19 protein-coding genes and 2 tRNA genes are annotated in these 14,214 nt (G+C 70.3%); 6 read left to right on the forward strand and 15 right to left on the reverse strand.

Annotated features, from left to right (window positions below; all coding sequences use genetic code 11):
- Positions 1-3: 3 nt before the first annotated feature.
- Together ACSDG8_RS17180 and ACSDG8_RS17185 are read right to left on the reverse strand one after the other, a co-directional pair.
- Positions 4-951: an L-threonylcarbamoyladenylate synthase gene (locus ACSDG8_RS17180; protein WP_210895632.1), complete on the reverse strand. Its 948-nt coding sequence runs from the start codon at positions 949-951 to the stop codon at positions 4-6.
- Between the two features lie 92 nt (positions 952-1,043).
- A complete protein-coding gene (locus ACSDG8_RS17185; protein WP_210895539.1) occupies positions 1,044-1,634 on the reverse strand; it encodes a winged helix-turn-helix domain-containing protein in 591 nt (196 codons plus the stop codon).
- A 65-nt stretch (positions 1,635-1,699) separates the two neighbouring features.
- Between ACSDG8_RS17185 and ACSDG8_RS17190 the strand changes: the two genes are divergently transcribed.
- A complete protein-coding gene (locus ACSDG8_RS17190) occupies positions 1,700-2,290 on the forward strand; it encodes a dienelactone hydrolase family protein (RefSeq protein WP_210895538.1) in 591 nt (196 codons plus the stop codon).
- A 3-nt stretch (positions 2,291-2,293) separates the two neighbouring features.
- Here the strand turns inward: ACSDG8_RS17190 and ACSDG8_RS17195 are convergent, their stop codons facing one another.
- The 5 genes from ACSDG8_RS17195 to ACSDG8_RS17215 are packed head-to-tail and all read right to left on the reverse strand — an operon-like array spanning position 2,294 to position 4,263.
- A complete protein-coding gene (locus ACSDG8_RS17195) occupies positions 2,294-2,974 on the reverse strand; it encodes a PH domain-containing protein (RefSeq protein ID WP_210895537.1) in 681 nt (226 codons plus the stop codon).
- Between the two features lie 42 nt (positions 2,975-3,016).
- Positions 3,017-3,325, reverse strand: coding sequence for a hypothetical protein (locus tag ACSDG8_RS17200; RefSeq protein ID WP_247678824.1), 309 nt, complete (start codon positions 3,323-3,325; stop codon positions 3,017-3,019).
- 11 nt (positions 3,326-3,336) lie between these two features.
- Entirely contained in the window at positions 3,337-3,525 is a 189-nt protein-coding gene (locus ACSDG8_RS17205; RefSeq protein WP_247678823.1) for a hypothetical protein, read from the reverse strand.
- Between the two features lie 49 nt (positions 3,526-3,574).
- Positions 3,575-3,961, reverse strand: a complete 387-nt coding sequence (locus tag ACSDG8_RS17210; protein ID WP_116503026.1) for a VOC family protein — start codon at positions 3,959-3,961, stop codon at positions 3,575-3,577.
- Positions 3,958-4,263, reverse strand: a complete 306-nt coding sequence (locus ACSDG8_RS17215) for an ArsR/SmtB family transcription factor (RefSeq protein WP_210895536.1) — start codon at positions 4,261-4,263, stop codon at positions 3,958-3,960. The genes ACSDG8_RS17210 and ACSDG8_RS17215 overlap by 4 nt, the downstream gene beginning before the upstream one ends.
- 53 nt (positions 4,264-4,316) lie before the next feature.
- On the opposite strand from ACSDG8_RS17215, the gene ACSDG8_RS17220 reads away from it, so the two are divergent.
- Together ACSDG8_RS17220 and ACSDG8_RS17225 are read left to right on the forward strand one after the other, a co-directional pair.
- Entirely contained in the window at positions 4,317-4,856 is a 540-nt protein-coding gene (locus tag ACSDG8_RS17220) for an AAA family ATPase (protein ID WP_210895535.1), read from the forward strand.
- A gap of 99 nt (positions 4,857-4,955) precedes the next feature.
- On the forward strand, positions 4,956-5,696 hold the full coding sequence (locus ACSDG8_RS17225) for an LPXTG cell wall anchor domain-containing protein (RefSeq protein ID WP_210895631.1): 741 nt from the start codon (positions 4,956-4,958) through the stop codon (positions 5,694-5,696).
- A gap of 64 nt (positions 5,697-5,760) precedes the next feature.
- Here ACSDG8_RS17225 and ACSDG8_RS17230 read toward each other — a convergent pair whose 3' ends face one another.
- Positions 5,761-6,183: an ester cyclase gene (locus ACSDG8_RS17230; RefSeq protein ID WP_210895534.1), complete on the reverse strand. Its 423-nt coding sequence runs from the start codon at positions 6,181-6,183 to the stop codon at positions 5,761-5,763.
- A gap of 213 nt (positions 6,184-6,396) precedes the next feature.
- Here ACSDG8_RS17230 and ACSDG8_RS17235 point away from each other — a divergent pair, with 213 nt between their 5' ends.
- Both ACSDG8_RS17235 and ACSDG8_RS17240 read left to right on the forward strand, forming a co-directional pair.
- A complete protein-coding gene (locus ACSDG8_RS17235; protein ID WP_210895533.1) occupies positions 6,397-7,281 on the forward strand; it encodes an aminoglycoside phosphotransferase family protein in 885 nt (294 codons plus the stop codon).
- Between the two features lie 75 nt (positions 7,282-7,356).
- Complete coding sequence (locus tag ACSDG8_RS17240) at positions 7,357-7,920, forward strand: dihydrofolate reductase family protein (RefSeq protein ID WP_210895532.1); 564 nt, start codon at positions 7,357-7,359, stop codon at positions 7,918-7,920.
- 5 nt (positions 7,921-7,925) lie between these two features.
- Here ACSDG8_RS17240 and ACSDG8_RS17245 read toward each other — a convergent pair whose 3' ends face one another.
- Positions 7,926-9,080 (reverse strand): erythromycin esterase family protein, encoded by a 1,155-nt coding sequence (locus tag ACSDG8_RS17245; RefSeq protein ID WP_210895531.1) that lies wholly within the window; start codon positions 9,078-9,080, stop codon positions 7,926-7,928.
- A 62-nt stretch (positions 9,081-9,142) separates the two neighbouring features.
- Positions 9,143-9,619 (reverse strand): MerR family transcriptional regulator, encoded by a 477-nt coding sequence (locus tag ACSDG8_RS17250; RefSeq protein ID WP_439427042.1) that lies wholly within the window; start codon positions 9,617-9,619, stop codon positions 9,143-9,145.
- On the opposite strand from ACSDG8_RS17250, the gene ACSDG8_RS17255 reads away from it, so the two are divergent.
- Positions 9,618-10,232: an NADPH-dependent FMN reductase gene (locus ACSDG8_RS17255; RefSeq protein WP_210895530.1), complete on the forward strand. Its 615-nt coding sequence runs from the start codon at positions 9,618-9,620 to the stop codon at positions 10,230-10,232. The two genes, ACSDG8_RS17250 and ACSDG8_RS17255, sit on opposite strands and share 2 nt — an antisense overlap.
- Before the next feature lie 54 nt (positions 10,233-10,286).
- Here the strand turns inward: ACSDG8_RS17255 and ACSDG8_RS17260 are convergent.
- From ACSDG8_RS17260 to gyrA, 5 genes are all read right to left on the reverse strand, one after another.
- A tRNA-Ala gene (locus ACSDG8_RS17260) sits at positions 10,287-10,362 on the reverse strand.
- Positions 10,363-10,372: 10 nt separating this feature from the next.
- Positions 10,373-10,501 (reverse strand): DLW-39 family protein, encoded by a 129-nt coding sequence (locus ACSDG8_RS17265; RefSeq protein WP_013283222.1) that lies wholly within the window; start codon positions 10,499-10,501, stop codon positions 10,373-10,375.
- Between the two features lie 43 nt (positions 10,502-10,544).
- Positions 10,545-10,618, reverse strand: a tRNA-Ile gene (locus ACSDG8_RS17270).
- A 144-nt stretch (positions 10,619-10,762) separates the two neighbouring features.
- Positions 10,763-11,689 carry a DUF3566 domain-containing protein gene (locus tag ACSDG8_RS17275; protein WP_439427043.1) on the reverse strand — a complete coding sequence of 309 codons (927 nt, stop codon included), beginning with the start codon at positions 11,687-11,689 and terminating at the stop codon, positions 10,763-10,765.
- Positions 11,690-11,692: 3 nt separating this feature from the next.
- Positions 11,693-14,212 carry a DNA gyrase subunit A gene (gene gyrA / locus ACSDG8_RS17280; RefSeq protein ID WP_210895528.1) on the reverse strand — a complete coding sequence of 840 codons (2,520 nt, stop codon included), beginning with the start codon at positions 14,210-14,212 and terminating at the stop codon, positions 11,693-11,695.
- Between the last annotated feature and the right edge of the window lie 2 nt (positions 14,213-14,214).

The raw sequence follows: 14,214 nt of genomic DNA on the forward strand, positions 1-14,214 counted from the left end.
TTCCTAGTGCCAGGTGGCGGCGGCACGGCGCAGCCGGTCGTTTATCGCCCGGCCCACGCCGGTGTCCGGCACCGGCTCGGCGACGATCTCGCTCACCCCGGCCGCGTCGAGCCGGTGCAGCGCGTCGAACAGGCGCGCCGCCGCCGCGGTGACGTCGCCGTCGGGCGACAGCACCTCCACGGCTGCCCAGTCGCCGTCCGCCGGTGGCTCCCGGAAGGCCAGGAACCCCCGTCGGCCGCCGCCGGGGTCGGCCGCCGCGCCCAACCGCAACGGGGTACGCGGGGCGTAGTGCGCGGCAAGCGTCCCGGGCGCGACCGGCTGACCGGAGCTGCCCTGGCGCACCTCGACCGGGCCGACCGCCTCGACCAGCGCCTCGACGGGCAGCGCGCCCAGCCGCAGCACCACCGGCCGGTCACCTCGGGCGTCCACGATCGTCGACTCGATCCCGCACCGGGTGGGCCCGCCGTCGAGCACCACGTCCACCGCCGCGCCCAGCCCGGCCACCACGTGCTCGGCCCGGGTGGGGCTGAGCTGGCCGAACCGGTTGGCGCTGGGCGCGGCCACCGGCACGCCGGCCGCCGCGATCAGGGCGCGCGCCGACGGCTCGTCCGGTACGCGTACCGCCATGGTGTCCAGGCCGGAGGTGACGATCGGCGGGATGATCTGCGGCCGGTCCACGATCAGGGTGAGCGGGCCGGGCCAGAAGCGCTTCGCCAGCTCGGCCACCGCCGCGGGCACCTCGCCCACCAGGGCGGCCAGGTCGGCGGCGTCGGCCAGGTGGCTGATCAGCGGGTCGAAGCTGGGCCGCGCCTTGGCCTCGAAGATCCGCGCGGCGGCCCGGGCGTCCAGCGCGTTCGCGCCCAGGCCGTAGACGGTTTCGGTGGGGAAGGCGACCAGCCCGCCCGCGCGCAGAACGGCGGCGGCCTCGTCGATGCCGCGCTCGGCCGGCAGGACGCGCGGGGATCCGGTGCTCACGCTTCCGACGCTAGCCTGCCCGCTTCGCCGCCCCGGCAAGACCCTGCCGTCCCGGGGTGGTGGGGCGGTCAGTCGCGTGTGTCGGTGGTGGGTTCCGTGTCGGGGAGCGTGGGCGCGTCGGTGGGGTAGAGGCCGGCGGCGAAGCCGTACACCTGGTCCCCGGCGCGGGGGATCTGCGCGAACCGCCGGGCCAGCGCCTGCACCTCCGCCCAGAACTCGCGGACGTCCTCGATCGGGATGCGCGCGTGCACGAGCGTGCACCGCAGTTCGTCGGCGGCGTGTGCGGCTGCCGCTTCGGCGGCTGCTTCGGCGAGCCCGTTGATCCGGGACACCACCTGCTTGTCCTCTGCCCGGGTGAGCGCACCGACGTAGTAGGTGCGGGCGACACGCCCGTAGAACCGTTCCTCGATGGCGCGTACCCGGCGGGTCCGCACCACGCGCAGCAGGCCGGCGTCCACCAGTTGGTTCACGTGGTACGCGACGCTGCTCTTCGGCCGGTCGACGGCGCGGGCCAGCTCGTTCACAGTGGCGGCGCGTTCCAGAAGCAGCTCCAGGAGCGTGCTCCGCAGCGGGTCGGCGAGCGCGCGCAACTGCTCCGGGGCGGTGACCACGAGCAGGTCGTCGAGGTCGTAGTCCGGGAACCGCTGATTGACCGACATTTCTCGACCGTTCTAAGATTCTGGTTCGTTCGATAACTCTGGTCTGACAACTCAGGAGTGTAGTGATGGCCGAGATCGTGCTCTTCCACCACATTCAAGGGCTCACCGACGGCGTACGCGCCCTCGCCGACTCCCTGGGCGCCGGTGGGCACACCGTGCACACCCCGGACTTATTCGACGGCGAGCGGCCGGCCACCATCGAAGACGGCGCCGCGCTGACCAAGCGGATCGGCGGCGACGTCCTCGACCAGCGCGCCGACGCATTCGTCGCCGACCTGCCCGCCGGACTCGTCTACGCGGGCGTGTCCTTTGGTGCCGCGACCGCCCAGCGGCTCGCCCAGACCCGGGCCGGGGCCCGGGCCGCGCTGCTCTACGAGGCCTGCCTGCCGGTCACCGGCGAGTGGGCGATCGGCCCCTGGCCCGACGGGGTCGCAGTGCAGGTGCACGGCATGGAGCAGGATCCGTTCTTCGGGCTGGAAGGCGACGTGGACGCCGCCCGCGAACTGGTGTCGATCGTCGGCCCCGAACGCGGCGAGCTGTACGTCTACCCCGGCGACCGGCACCTGTTCACCGACAGTTCGCTGCCCTCGTACGACGCCGAGGCGACCGCGCTGGTGGTGAGCCGCAGCCGCGAACTGCTCGACCGGCTCGGCTGACGACTACTCGTCACCCCGCAGCCGCGCCAACTCGGCGGCGTACTCGACCTCGGTCAGCACCCCGCGCTCGTACTGCCGGGTCAGCGCGTGGATATCGCGCCGCCGCCCGGCGCTCGACGCAGGCGGCCGGGTCCGGTCCCGACGGTCGACGCGGACCGGATCCGGCGCCGGGCTCACCGCCGCGCGCTGCTCCGGGGGCCGGGCTTCGCGGTGGCACTCCCGCAGGTTCGCGAGGATCTCGTCGTAGTGCTCCGGCCAGGTGACCAGCCGGAACAGTTCCAGGCGGAACGGCCGGACGATGGCGCCGGACTGGATTGGCGTCTGCACCGGCTCGCCGTCGGTCCGCTCGATGACGATCGCGTCGCGTCCCATGTCCAGACCCATTATCGAACTCGCACCGCTGTGGATATCCACGACCGACGCCCACGGCACTGTGGTCGTGCGGAGCAGCGAGCGCGAACGTATGCCGACGGGGCTCACCCAGACGCCGAGCATCGCGCGGCGGGCCGCGACGACGAGGCCGGGGACGAACCATACTCCGAAGAACGCCGCTTCCGGTCCCGACATCATGCCGCTGACGGCCGCGAACACGAAGAACCCCAGGTAGCCGACCGTCCCCACCACCCCGGAGATCGCGCCGAAGGTGGTCAGGTCCAGCGAGTACAGACGCCGCCACACCGTCATGCCGCCAGGGTGACCGATCGTGTCCAGCGGTTCCGCGCGGAGTCAACGCCCTCTCGCCAGCTCCTCCACCTCGGCGAGGCTCGCGACCCGGTCGCACTCGTCGTCGGTCAACCTGTTGATGAGTGCCTTGGCGGCCTGGGCCTGGGGAGTGGTGGGCAGGGCGCCGGCCAGCAGATCCGGCAGGACCAGCTCGTAGCCGACCCGCGCCCGGGACGAGTAGCGGTGCCGGCTGCGGGTCACCGCGGTGGCGACCCGCAGCGCGTGCTCGTTGCCGGGCGGCACGTGCGGGCGGTCCCGCTCCCGGGCGCCGAACCGCATCCGGTGGCGGAACTCGCACGTCGCACACGCCACCGGCCCGGCGGTCAGCGGTGTCCCGCAGTCGGGGCAGGTGAGCCGGTCCACCGCCCCGTCCACTGTTCGCCAGTCGTACGCCCGGGGTCGTCCACGACGAGCCAGGCCAGCTCGGCCTCCTCGGGCGAGCCCGGCGTCACGTCCAGCTCATCGCGCAGCCGCGCCCAGGCGTCCCGGACCTCGCCCTCCAGACGCGTCATTGCGGCCGCCAGCTCCGGGCTACGCCACGGTCCGGCCACCGTCGACCCGCTACCGGTACTGTGCGATCTGGATCAGGTTGCCGCAGGTGTCGTCGAACACCGCTGTGGTCACCGGGCCCATGTCGACCGGCTCCTGGGTGAACAGCACGCCGAGGCTGCGCAGCCGCTCGTGCTCGGCGGCCACGTCGTCCACAGCGAACTGCGTCAGCGGGATGCCGTCGGCCGCGAGCGCCTCCTTGAACGCCTTGGCGGCCGGGTGCGCGTCGGGTTCCAGCAGCAGTTCCACGCCGTCCGGGGCGTCGGGCGAGACCACCGTCAGCCAGCGGTACTCCCCGGTCGGCACGTCGGTCTTCGGCACGAATCCGAGCACCTCGGTGTAGAAGCGCAGGGCCTTGTCCTGGTCGTCGACGTACACGCTGGTGAGGTTGATTCTCATGGGTTCTCCTGGGTGGGTGCGGCGGACCTGAGCCATCGCTCGGTGACGGCCCGCAGCGGCCGGGTGTCGAGGTGGTGAAACTTGTAGCGACCCTGCCGCCGCGTGACGATCAGGCCGGCGGCCTCCAGGACGTCGAGGTGCTGGGAGATCGCCTGCCGGGACGACGTGACCTGGTGCTTCGTGGCCAGCCGCCCGCAGATCTCGAACAGCGTCTGACCGTCGCGCTCGGTCAGCTCGTCGAGGATCAGGCGGCGGGTGGGATCGGCCAGCGCCTGGTACAGATCGCCCACGTCACCCACCATATGCAAGTGGTGGCTTGCCTATCAAGCGGATTGCCGCCACTGGAGAGGACGTCATGCCCGGATACATCCTCACCGGCGCTCCCGGCTCCGGTAAGACAGCGATCCTCCGGCACCTGGAGATCGACGGACATCCCGTCGTGGAGGAGGCCGCAACCGACGTGATCGCGCTGCACCAGGCGCTCGGACAACCGGAGCCGTGGCGTGAGCCGGGCTTCGCCGATCGGGTGCTGGATCTCCAGCGGAAGCGACGCCGCCGGGCCGCCACGAACGCCGGCGAGGTCGTCTTCCACGACCGCTCGCCCGTCTGCACGCTGGCGCTGTGCCGCTATCTGGGCCTGGCCGCACCGCCCGCGCTGCTCGACGAGATAGAGGGCATGACGGCGCAACGCCGCTACGAGCGGACCGTCTTCTTCGTACGGAATCAGGGCTTCGTCGAGGCGACCGCCGCTCGCCGGATCACCTTCGAGGAATCGCTCGTCTTCGAGCGGATCCACGAGCTGACCTACCGCGAGGCCGGATTCGACCTCGCCGACGTGCCGGCCGGCCCGCTGGCGACAAGGGTGGCGGCGATATTCGATCGACTGCGTCGTTAGCGCAATTCCGCGCATGTCCGAGCACATCAATGCCCTTGCGCTTCAGTGGGATGCCGGTAACATCTCCATGTTTTGATCTACACGGGGAGGAAAGTCCATATGCGATGGAAGATTCCGGCCGGTGCCCTGGTGGCGCTGGCCTTTGTGATTCCGGCGGCGCCGGCGGCGGCGCAGACCGCAGTACCCGGGCTGGACGCGGCCTGCCAGACGGTCGAACGCAAGGTGTACAAGGATTTCCGCGAACTGGTCACCATCGACCTGGACACCGCCACCGTTTCCGAACTGCGGTTGCTGGCGTACCGGCTGCTGGCCGAGGCGCAGGCCGAATCGTTGCCCGTTCTGCCGGGCGAGATCGAGGAGCGGCTGAAGGGCACCTCGGACGACCTTCGCGCATACCTCAAGAACGTGCAGGATCGCTGGGCGATCGCTCTGCGCGTCTCGATCGGCCAGACGATGACGGGCGCCGGTCCCAACGTGCGGGCCGCCGCGCAGAAGGTGCTCGACAGCCCGTCCGTCGAGGCCTACCTCGCCTACCTGAACGACGGCCTGTACGAGGCTCGTGCGCTCGACTGCGCGTCCCAGCCGACGCCGACTCCGACGCCGTCTCAGCCCACGAGCACGCCGACCGCGACGCCCAGCGCCACGTCGACCGCCGTACCGCCCGTCACTCCCTCCGCCAGTGTGGGCGCGCCCGGCGGCGACGGTGGTGGCGAGGGCGGCGGGCTACCGGTGACCGGCGCCGACACCGCGACCGTGGCCGGCGTCGGCGGGGCGCTGCTGCTCCTCGGCGGTGCCAGCTACGTCATCGGACGCCGACGTCGTTCCCGCTTCGTCGCATAGTTCCCTGGGCGCGCCCACCTCGATGCTCCATCGGGCTGGGCGCGCCGCGTTCCGGGATCCTCCGTCAGCCGGCGAGCTGCCGCCGCACCGAGTCGGTGTCCATCAGGTACGACATGTACTTGAACTTGCCGTCCTGAAGCCGGTAGAAGGCGGTCTCGACGAACGAGACCGAGGCGCCGGTCGGGGCCAGGCCGTTCCACTCCTTGACGGGCGTGCCGGTGTCGACGAGGCGGGCGGCGATCCGGTCGCCCTCGACGACGACATCCTGGATCTCCCAATGGAGATCCGGCACCGCCTCGACGTGCTTGTAGAACTCGGCCACCATGTCTGCCATCTTGACCGGCGTGCCGTTCATGACCACCTCTTCGTGGGCGAAGTCGGCCATGCGGTCGAACTCCCGCTTGTTCGCCAGGTCGACGTACCGCAGGTAGAAGTCGCGCAGCTCCTGCGTGGACATGCCTGCTTCGGTGGTAGTGGTGGCGCTCATGATCATTCGTTCCCGTCTGCTGGTGCCGTACCGCGTTCACGGTCGGTCGGATCCACCTTCAATTTTGTACCGCTCGGTTCTGAACCCACCGTAGCAGGGTTCTGTACCGATCGGTTCATGATCAGGGTCACGTCCGGACGACCGCCGGCCGACGACGCGACACGGTCCCAATTCGATTGACGGGGTGATCCGGCGGCCCTTACGTTCGCGCCGATGCGTCCCGGAGAGATCGTCGTCACTGTCGAGCAGGTACGCGCCCTGATCGGCGAGCAGTTCCCCGAATGGTCGGACCTGCCGATCGTGCCGCAACCGCTGACCGGCACCGACAACGCGCTGTTCCGGCTGGGCGGCTCCCTGACGGCACGACTGCCACGGGCCCCGTGGGCGGTCGACCAGGTGGCGACCGACGCGACCTGGCTGCCGCGGCTCGCGCCCCACCTCCCGGTACCCGTGCCGGTGCCGGTCGCGGTCGGCAAACCGGGCGGGGACTACCAGTGGCCGTGGACCGTCGTCCCGTGGCTCGACGGGCACAACCCGCAAGCCGGGCAGGACCACGTCGACCTCGCCGTCGACCTCGCCGGCTTCGTACGGGCGATGATCGCGATCGACCCGATGGACGGGCCGGTCAAGGAGGGGATCCAGCGCGGCGTACCCCTGGCGCAGCGCGACCAACTGACCCGCCGGTCGATCGCGGCGCTCGGCGACCGGATCGACGGTCGGGCGGTGACCGCCGCGTGGGACGAGGCGATGGCGGCGGACGAGTGGCCCGGACCTCCGGTGTGGCTGCACGGTGATCTCCTGGGAGGCAACCTGCTGGTCGACCGGGACCGGCTCACCGGGGTGATCGACTTCGGTGGTCTCGGCCGCGGCGACCCGGCCGTCGAGGTGCGACCCGGCTGGAGCCTGTTCGACGCCCGCGGGCGGGCCGCCTACCGGGAGGCGCTCGGGTTCGACGAGGCGACCTGGGTACGCGGGTGGGCGTGGATGCTGTCCGTATCGCTCTACTGGCTGGCGGACCTGTGGAACTCGATCAGCGAGCACGACCGGCAGGACACGATCCACCACATCGACTACATCGTGCGTCACCGCCACGACTGACCTGCGGTTGCACCGATCAGTTCCCGTCGCCCGGCTGGTCTGGTGTTCCGGAACCGACCGACGGAGGCATGCGCTGTGCGGAAACTGATCTACGGCATGAACCTGACAGTGGACGGCTACGTGTCCGCGCCCGGCGACGACATCGGCTGGGGCGAATCGAGCGACGAACTGTTCCAGTGGTGGCTCGATCAGGAGCGGGCGATCAGCCTGTTCCTGTACGGGCGCCGCCTGTGGGAGAACATGAGCTCCTACTGGCCGACCGGCGACCAGCAGCCGGGCGCCACCCCGGCGCAGATCGAGTTCGCCCGGAACTGGCGGGACACGCCGAAGGTGGTGTTCTCCTCCACCATCGACAAGGTCGACTGGAACGCCCGCCTGTTCACCGGCGACGCGATCGCCGAGATCACCCGCCTCAAGGCCGGGGACGGCGGGCCGATGAGAGTCGGTGGCGCGTCGCTCGCGAGGGCGGCCATGCGGGCCGGGCTGATCGACGAGTACGAGATCGTCACCCACCCGGTCCTCGTGGGCGGCGGCAAACCGTTCTTCGGCGCGCTGGACGGCTGGTCGAAGCTCGACCTGGTGGAGACGCGGACGTTTCCCGGCGGCGTGACCCTGAGCAGGTACGCGACGAGGCGCTGAGCACGTCACACCGGCCGGGCGGGTGTGACGGTCGGGATGTAGACCAGCGCGTCGAAGCTCTGGCGGAGCGACGGCAGCTCGACGTAGTGCTCGGCGTCCTCGGCGGGGTCGTACAGGCCGGAGATGATCCGCGTGGGCCAGGAACGGTCCAGCTCTCCTGCGGTCACGGCCGACGACGGCGTACGCAGGTGGAGGGTGCGCTCGGCGTGGGCGCCGGCGAGTTGGGCCTCGATGGAGTCCGGCCGTGGTTCGGGGATCGTGGCCCTCGCGATCTGCCCGTTGCCGAAGGCGATGTGCACGGCGACGTACCGATCTCCCAGCTCGGTCCGCAGGTGGGCGCCGAGCATGACACCGGGATGCGCGGCAACGTGGGTGCTGCCCTCCCACAGCACGATCCGTTCCCCGGTACGGCGGTGGTGGTCCAGGAGGCGACCAGCGGCGGCGCGTTCCTCCTGGGCCATGTCGTGTCCGACGCCGATCGCGCGTGCGTGGAAATCAACCACGGCGTCGAGGAGTTCCAGCGCGGCGTTCCGCTCGTCGCCGGGCGGCAGTTCCGCCGCGTCGGCCCGGGCGGCGCGCGCCAGTTCCACGAACGGGGTGCCCGGGTGGGTGCCACGGGCGCGCAGCACGTGTTCGCCGCTGCTGTGGGCGACGCGGATGACGTCGAGGAGCGCTTCGACTCTCGCAGCCGTGCCCTCGTCGACGGCCGCGAGCAGGTCGACGATGCGGGGGTAGTCCGCGGACAGGACACGTGCGCCGGCGACGCCGATGATCCGGACCGGTGCTTCGGCCCGGGTCCGGTTGTGCGCACGCAACCAGACCAGCGCGTCCCGCATCTCGCCGACCTGCCACGGCCCCCACGCCTGGGCGAGCGCGTGGTCGATGTCGACGTCCTGGCCGGACACGTACCGGTCGTAGAGATCGGCGACGCGCTGGTTGTCCAGCACCGCGACGGTCGTGAACCCGCGCTCGACCAGGAGCCAGGTGGCACCGGTGACGAAGTCGAGCACCTCGTGCGCCTCGCGGGTGCTCACGCCGAGACCCACGATCGTCGCCTCGGCGGCGACGTCGGCGATCAGGTCCGGCCGCAAGCCGGCCGGAGTTGTGTCGAGCCACTCGGCGAGGGAGGGGTCTGGTGCGGCGGCTGGTCGAGTATTCATACCGGCAGCCTCGACCTTGAACATATGTTGAAGTCAAGGGCGGTGCCCGCCGACCGCCGGCGTCAGGAGTCCAACGCCGCTCCCAGATCGCAGAGCCTGGCGCCCGAACCGAGCATTTCTAGCCGGGACTTCAGGTCGGCCACGCGTTGCTCGGCCTCGGTGACGATGCGCTCGGCGACCCGACCCCAATCCTCGGGCCCCGGGTCGGCGGGAAGCGCGGAGAACAGCTCGGCGATCTCGCGCACCGTCAACCCGACCCGCTGGGCGAGCTTGGCGACATGGATTCGGCAGGCAGCGGACTCGTCGAACCGGCGCTGGTTGCCCGAGGTGCGCACCGCGTTGATCACGCCGTGCTTCTCGTAGAACCGCACCGCCGAGGGTGCGACTCCACTGTCGGCGGCGACCTCGCTGACGGTCGCGTACGCCAGGCGCGGGCTCATGAGCGTCATGCCCTCACCGTACGCCCGCGAGCCTCCCTCGACGGTGCGCGCGGTCCGGCTTGACTTCAACATATGTTCAACCCACAGCGTGGTGGACATGACCGCTCCGACAGCACACCCGAGTCACCTCTCCACCGCCGCCGCGCCGGCCAAGAGGCGAGTCGCGGTGATCGCCTCCAGCGTCCGCGACGGCCGGATGAGCCCGACCATCGCCCAATGGGTCGTCGCCGCGCTCCAGCAGAGCAGCGGCGTACACGTCGACCTGATCGACCTCGCCGAGATCACCCTGCCCGACGACGCCCAGCTCTCCCCCGGCGGCGGCCCGAGGACGGAGGTCGCCGACCGGATCGAGGCCGCCGAGGCGTTCGTGTTCGTCACCCCGGAGTACAACCACTCCTACCCTGCATCGCTGAAGCGGCTGATCGACTGGCACTACACCGCCTGGATGCTCAAGCCCGCCACCGTCGTCGCCTACGGAGTCCAGGGCGGGTACGCGGCGATCGAGCACCTGCGCGGCGTCCTGGCCGAACTGAACATGGTCACCACGCGACGCTGCCTCGGACTGGCCGCCCCGTGGGAAGCCCTGGACGACGGCAACCGCTTCTCACCCGCCGACGGAACGAACAAGGCGCTGTCCAGTGCGCTGGCCGAACTGGCGTGGTGGACCGCCGTCCTCACCGACGCACGCGTCAACCGTCCGTTCCCGGCATGAGGCGGGTTCGCAGTTGGGGTGGCTGTACCCGAGGGCGGATCAACGGGAAAGTGCTGGTGGAGCCCAGGGGACTCGAACCCCTAACCCCTGCCTTGCAAAGGCAGTGCTCTGCCAGTTGAGCTAGGGCCCCGTGTCGGCGCTCAGCGCAGGTCGGGCGCGGTGGTCGCCTCGTGCCACAGGGCGCGCTCGTCGTTCGAGGCCTTGACCTTCTTGGCCACGACGGCGGCCACACCGACGATGCCGGCCAGGATCAGGAGCTTCTTGAACATGTGCTTGACCCCTCGTGCTCGACTGCCGTCGGACGATGTGCGGTGGGGCTAGCTGGAATCGAACCAGCGACCTCAGAGTTATCAGCTCTGCGCTCTAACCGACTGAGCTATAGCCCCGCGTGGCGACGAGCAAGGTTAACCCATCGCCTCCACGGCCCCCAAATCGGGGGTCCGTGGCGGAAGCACCCGTGCCACCTCGAACCTACCCGGACGCACGACGCCGGGGCGACCGCTTTACGCGGCGCCCCGGCGTCGAGTGGATCAGTCCCGCTCGGCGAGTGTCAGCTCGATCCCGCCGACCAGGTCGGCGCAGACGTTGTAGACGAACGCGCTGAGCGTGGCCAGCGCGGTGAACAGCACGACATTGACCAGGCCGATCAGCGCCGACGTCAGGATCACGCCCTTGGCGGTGATCCGGAAGCCGCCGCCGCCCTGGCCGCCGCCGGCGTTCACCAGGTCGGTCAGGCTGTCGTTGACGCTCTTGAACACGCCCATCGCGTCCAGCGCGAGGTAGAGCACCGAGGTCGCCACGACGACCACGATGAAGAGCACCACCGACACCGCGAACGCGAACTTCATCACGGACCAGGGGTCGATCCGCTTCAGGTTCAGCCGGGCCCGGCGCGGCCCGCGGGACGCTGCCGAACTGACCGAGGTACGCGCGGCGCGAACCGCCTCACCCACGCGCGCGGCGCCGACAGCCGCCGCACCGCTGACGCCCGGCGGCAGGCCCCCGCCGTTCGCGGGCCGGGACTGGCCGGCAGCACCGGTGGTGGGGCGGGCGCCGTCGGGCGACGCCTTCGGCGCTGTGCCCAGGCCGCCGCCGATTCGCGGCTGCGTGCCGGTCGTCCCGGTGGAGGCCCGGCCGGCGGCCGCAGGCGGTTTGATCGGCTGTGCGCTCGTGGCGTTCACGGGCTTGGCGGCCGGACCGGCCAGACCGTTGGCCGACGTCGGCGCGTCGACCTTGGTCTCGCCCGAGTCCCGGACACCCGAGTCCTCGGCCGGCTTGTCCGGAGGCGGCGTCATGCCGGGGGCCCGGGTGAACTTCGGGGCAGGCGCGTCGGCGGGAACCGTGGCCCGGCCCACAGCCGCGCGGCCGGTAGCTGGTGTACCGCCCTGTGCGGCCTCCTCCTCGGCCGGAGTGGCCGAGGTCCCCTTGTTCCCCGACTTCGCCTGTGTCTCCGTCATCAACTAGTCCTGTTCGTCAGGCTCGTCGGCATTGCGAGCAATCGCCACGATAGTCACGCCGTCCGGGAGGTCCATCAGCTTGACCCCCATTGTGTTCCGGTCACGCGTACGGCGTACAGGCTTCACCGGAGTCCGGATGACGCCGCCGTTGCTCGTGATGGCGAACAGCTCGTCCTCCGGGTCGATCACGACCGCGCCGACCAGGCCACCGCGTCGCTCGGTGATCTTCGCGGTCAGCACGCCCTTACCTCCCCGGCCCTGGACCGGGTATTCCTCGATCGGGGTACGTTTCGCGTAACCCCCGTTCGTCGCCACCAGGACGTCCAGACCCTCTCGCACCACCTCGACGGCGAGCAACTCGTCCTCGCCGGTGAAGCGCATGCCGATCACACCGGACGTGGCCCGGCCCATCGGACGCAGCGCCTCGTCGGTGGCGTTGAAACGGATGGCCTGGGCGTTCTTCGACACCAGCAGCAGATCGTCCTCTGGCGCGACCAGAACCGCACCGACCAGCTCGTCCTCATCGCGCAGGTTGACCGCGATGATGCCGCCGGAACGGTTGGAGTCGAACTCCTCGAGCCGCGTCTTCTTCACCAGGCCGTTCTTCGTGGCCAGTACCAGGTAGGGCGCCACCTGGTAGTTCGGGATTTCAATGATCTGCGCGATCTGCTCGTCGGGCTGGAACGCGAGCAGGTTGGCCACGTGCTGGCCCTTGGCCACCCTACTGGCCTCGGGAAGCTCGTACGCCTTCGCCCGGTAGACCCGACCCTTGTTCGTGAAGAACAGGATCCAGTCGTGGGTAGAGCATACGAAGAAGTGGCTGACAATGTCGTCCTGGCGGAGCGTCGCGCCGCTGACGCCCTTGCCGCCGCGCCGCTGCGACCGGTAGAGGTCGACCTTCGTCCGCTTCGCGTACCCGGTACGGGTGATCGTCACGACCACGTCCTCGCGGGCGATGAGGTCCTCCATCGAGACCTCGCCGTCGAACGGGACGATCTTCGTACGCCGTTCGTCGCCCCACTTCGCGACGATCTCGCCCAGCTCCTCCGAGACGATCCGCCGCTGCCGCTCCGGCTTGGCCAGGATGTCCTTGAGGTCGGCGATCTCCAGTTCGAGCTTCGCCAGGTCGTCCAGGATGCGCTGCCGCTCCAGGGCGGCCAGCCGGCGCAGCTGCATGTCCAGGATCGCGGTCGCCTGGACCTCGTCGATGTCCAGCAGCCGGATCAGGCCCTGCCGGGCATCCTCCACCGTGGGCGAACGCCGGATCAGGGCGATGACCTCGTCCAGCGCGTCCAGCGCCTTGGACAGGCCGCGCAGGATGTGCGCCCGCTCCTCGGCCTTGCGCAGCCGGAACGCGGTCCGCCGCCGGATCACCTCGATCTGGTGCTCGACGTAGTAGCGGATGAACTGGGCCAGGTTGAGCGTACGCGGCACACCGTCGACGAGCGCCAGCATGTTGGCGCCGAACGTCTCCTGGAGCTGGGTGTGCTTGTAGAGGTTGTTCAGCACCACCTTGGCGACCGCGTCGCGCTTGAGCACGAGCACGATCCGCATGCCGGTACGCCCGGAGGACTCGTCGCGGATGTCGGCGATGCCGGCGAGCTTGCCCTCCTTGATCAGCTCGGCGATGCGCTCGGCGAGGTTGTCCGGGTTGACCTGGTACGGCAACTCGCTGACCACGAGCGCCGGCCGGCCGCGCTTGTCCTCCTCGACCTCGACCACGGCGCGCATGCGGATCGAGCCGCGCCCGGTCCGGTACGCGTCCTGGATGGCCGCGTGGCCGACGATCAGGCCGTGGGTCGGGAAGTCCGGGCCCTTGACGATCTCCAGCAGGGCTTCCAGCGTGGTCGCCTCGTCGGCCTCCGGGTTCTCCAGGCACCACTGGACCGCGGCGCCGATCTCCCGCAGGTTGTGCGGCGGGATCTTGGTGGCCATGCCGACCGCGATGCCCTCGGAGCCGTTGACGAGCAGGTTCGGGATCCGCGACGGCAGGATGGTGGGCTCCTTGGCCCGGCCGTCGTAGTTGTCCTGCAGGTCGACGGTGTCCTCGTCGATGTCCCGCAGCATCTCCATCGCCAGCGGGTCGAGCTTGCATTCCGTGTAGCGCATGGCGGCGGCCGGGTCGTTACCGGGCGAGCCGAAGTTGCCGTTGCCGTCGACCAGCGGGTAGCGCAGCGACCACGGCTGCGCCATCCGGACCAGCGCGTCGTAGATGGCCGAGTCGCCGTGCGGGTGGAACTGGCCCATCACGTCACCGACGACGCGGGAGCACTTCACGTACCCGCGGTCCGGCCGGTAGCCGGAGTCGAACATGGCGTAGAGGATCTTGCGGTGGACCGGCTTGAGCCCGTCCCGGACGTCCGGCAGGGCCCGCCCGACGATGACGCTCATCGCGTAGTCGAGGTACGAGCGCTGCATCTCGACCTCGAGGCCGACCGGCTCGATCCGGTCGTGCTGGACGACCGCCGCCAGTGTCTCCGGGGTCTCCGGCTCGTTCGGGATGGACTCGGGAGTATCGGTCACTG

Origin of the sequence: Micromonospora sp. LA-10, assembly GCF_051853095.1 — a bacterium.
Classification (GTDB): domain Bacteria; phylum Actinomycetota; class Actinomycetes; order Mycobacteriales; family Micromonosporaceae; genus Micromonospora; species Micromonospora echinospora_A.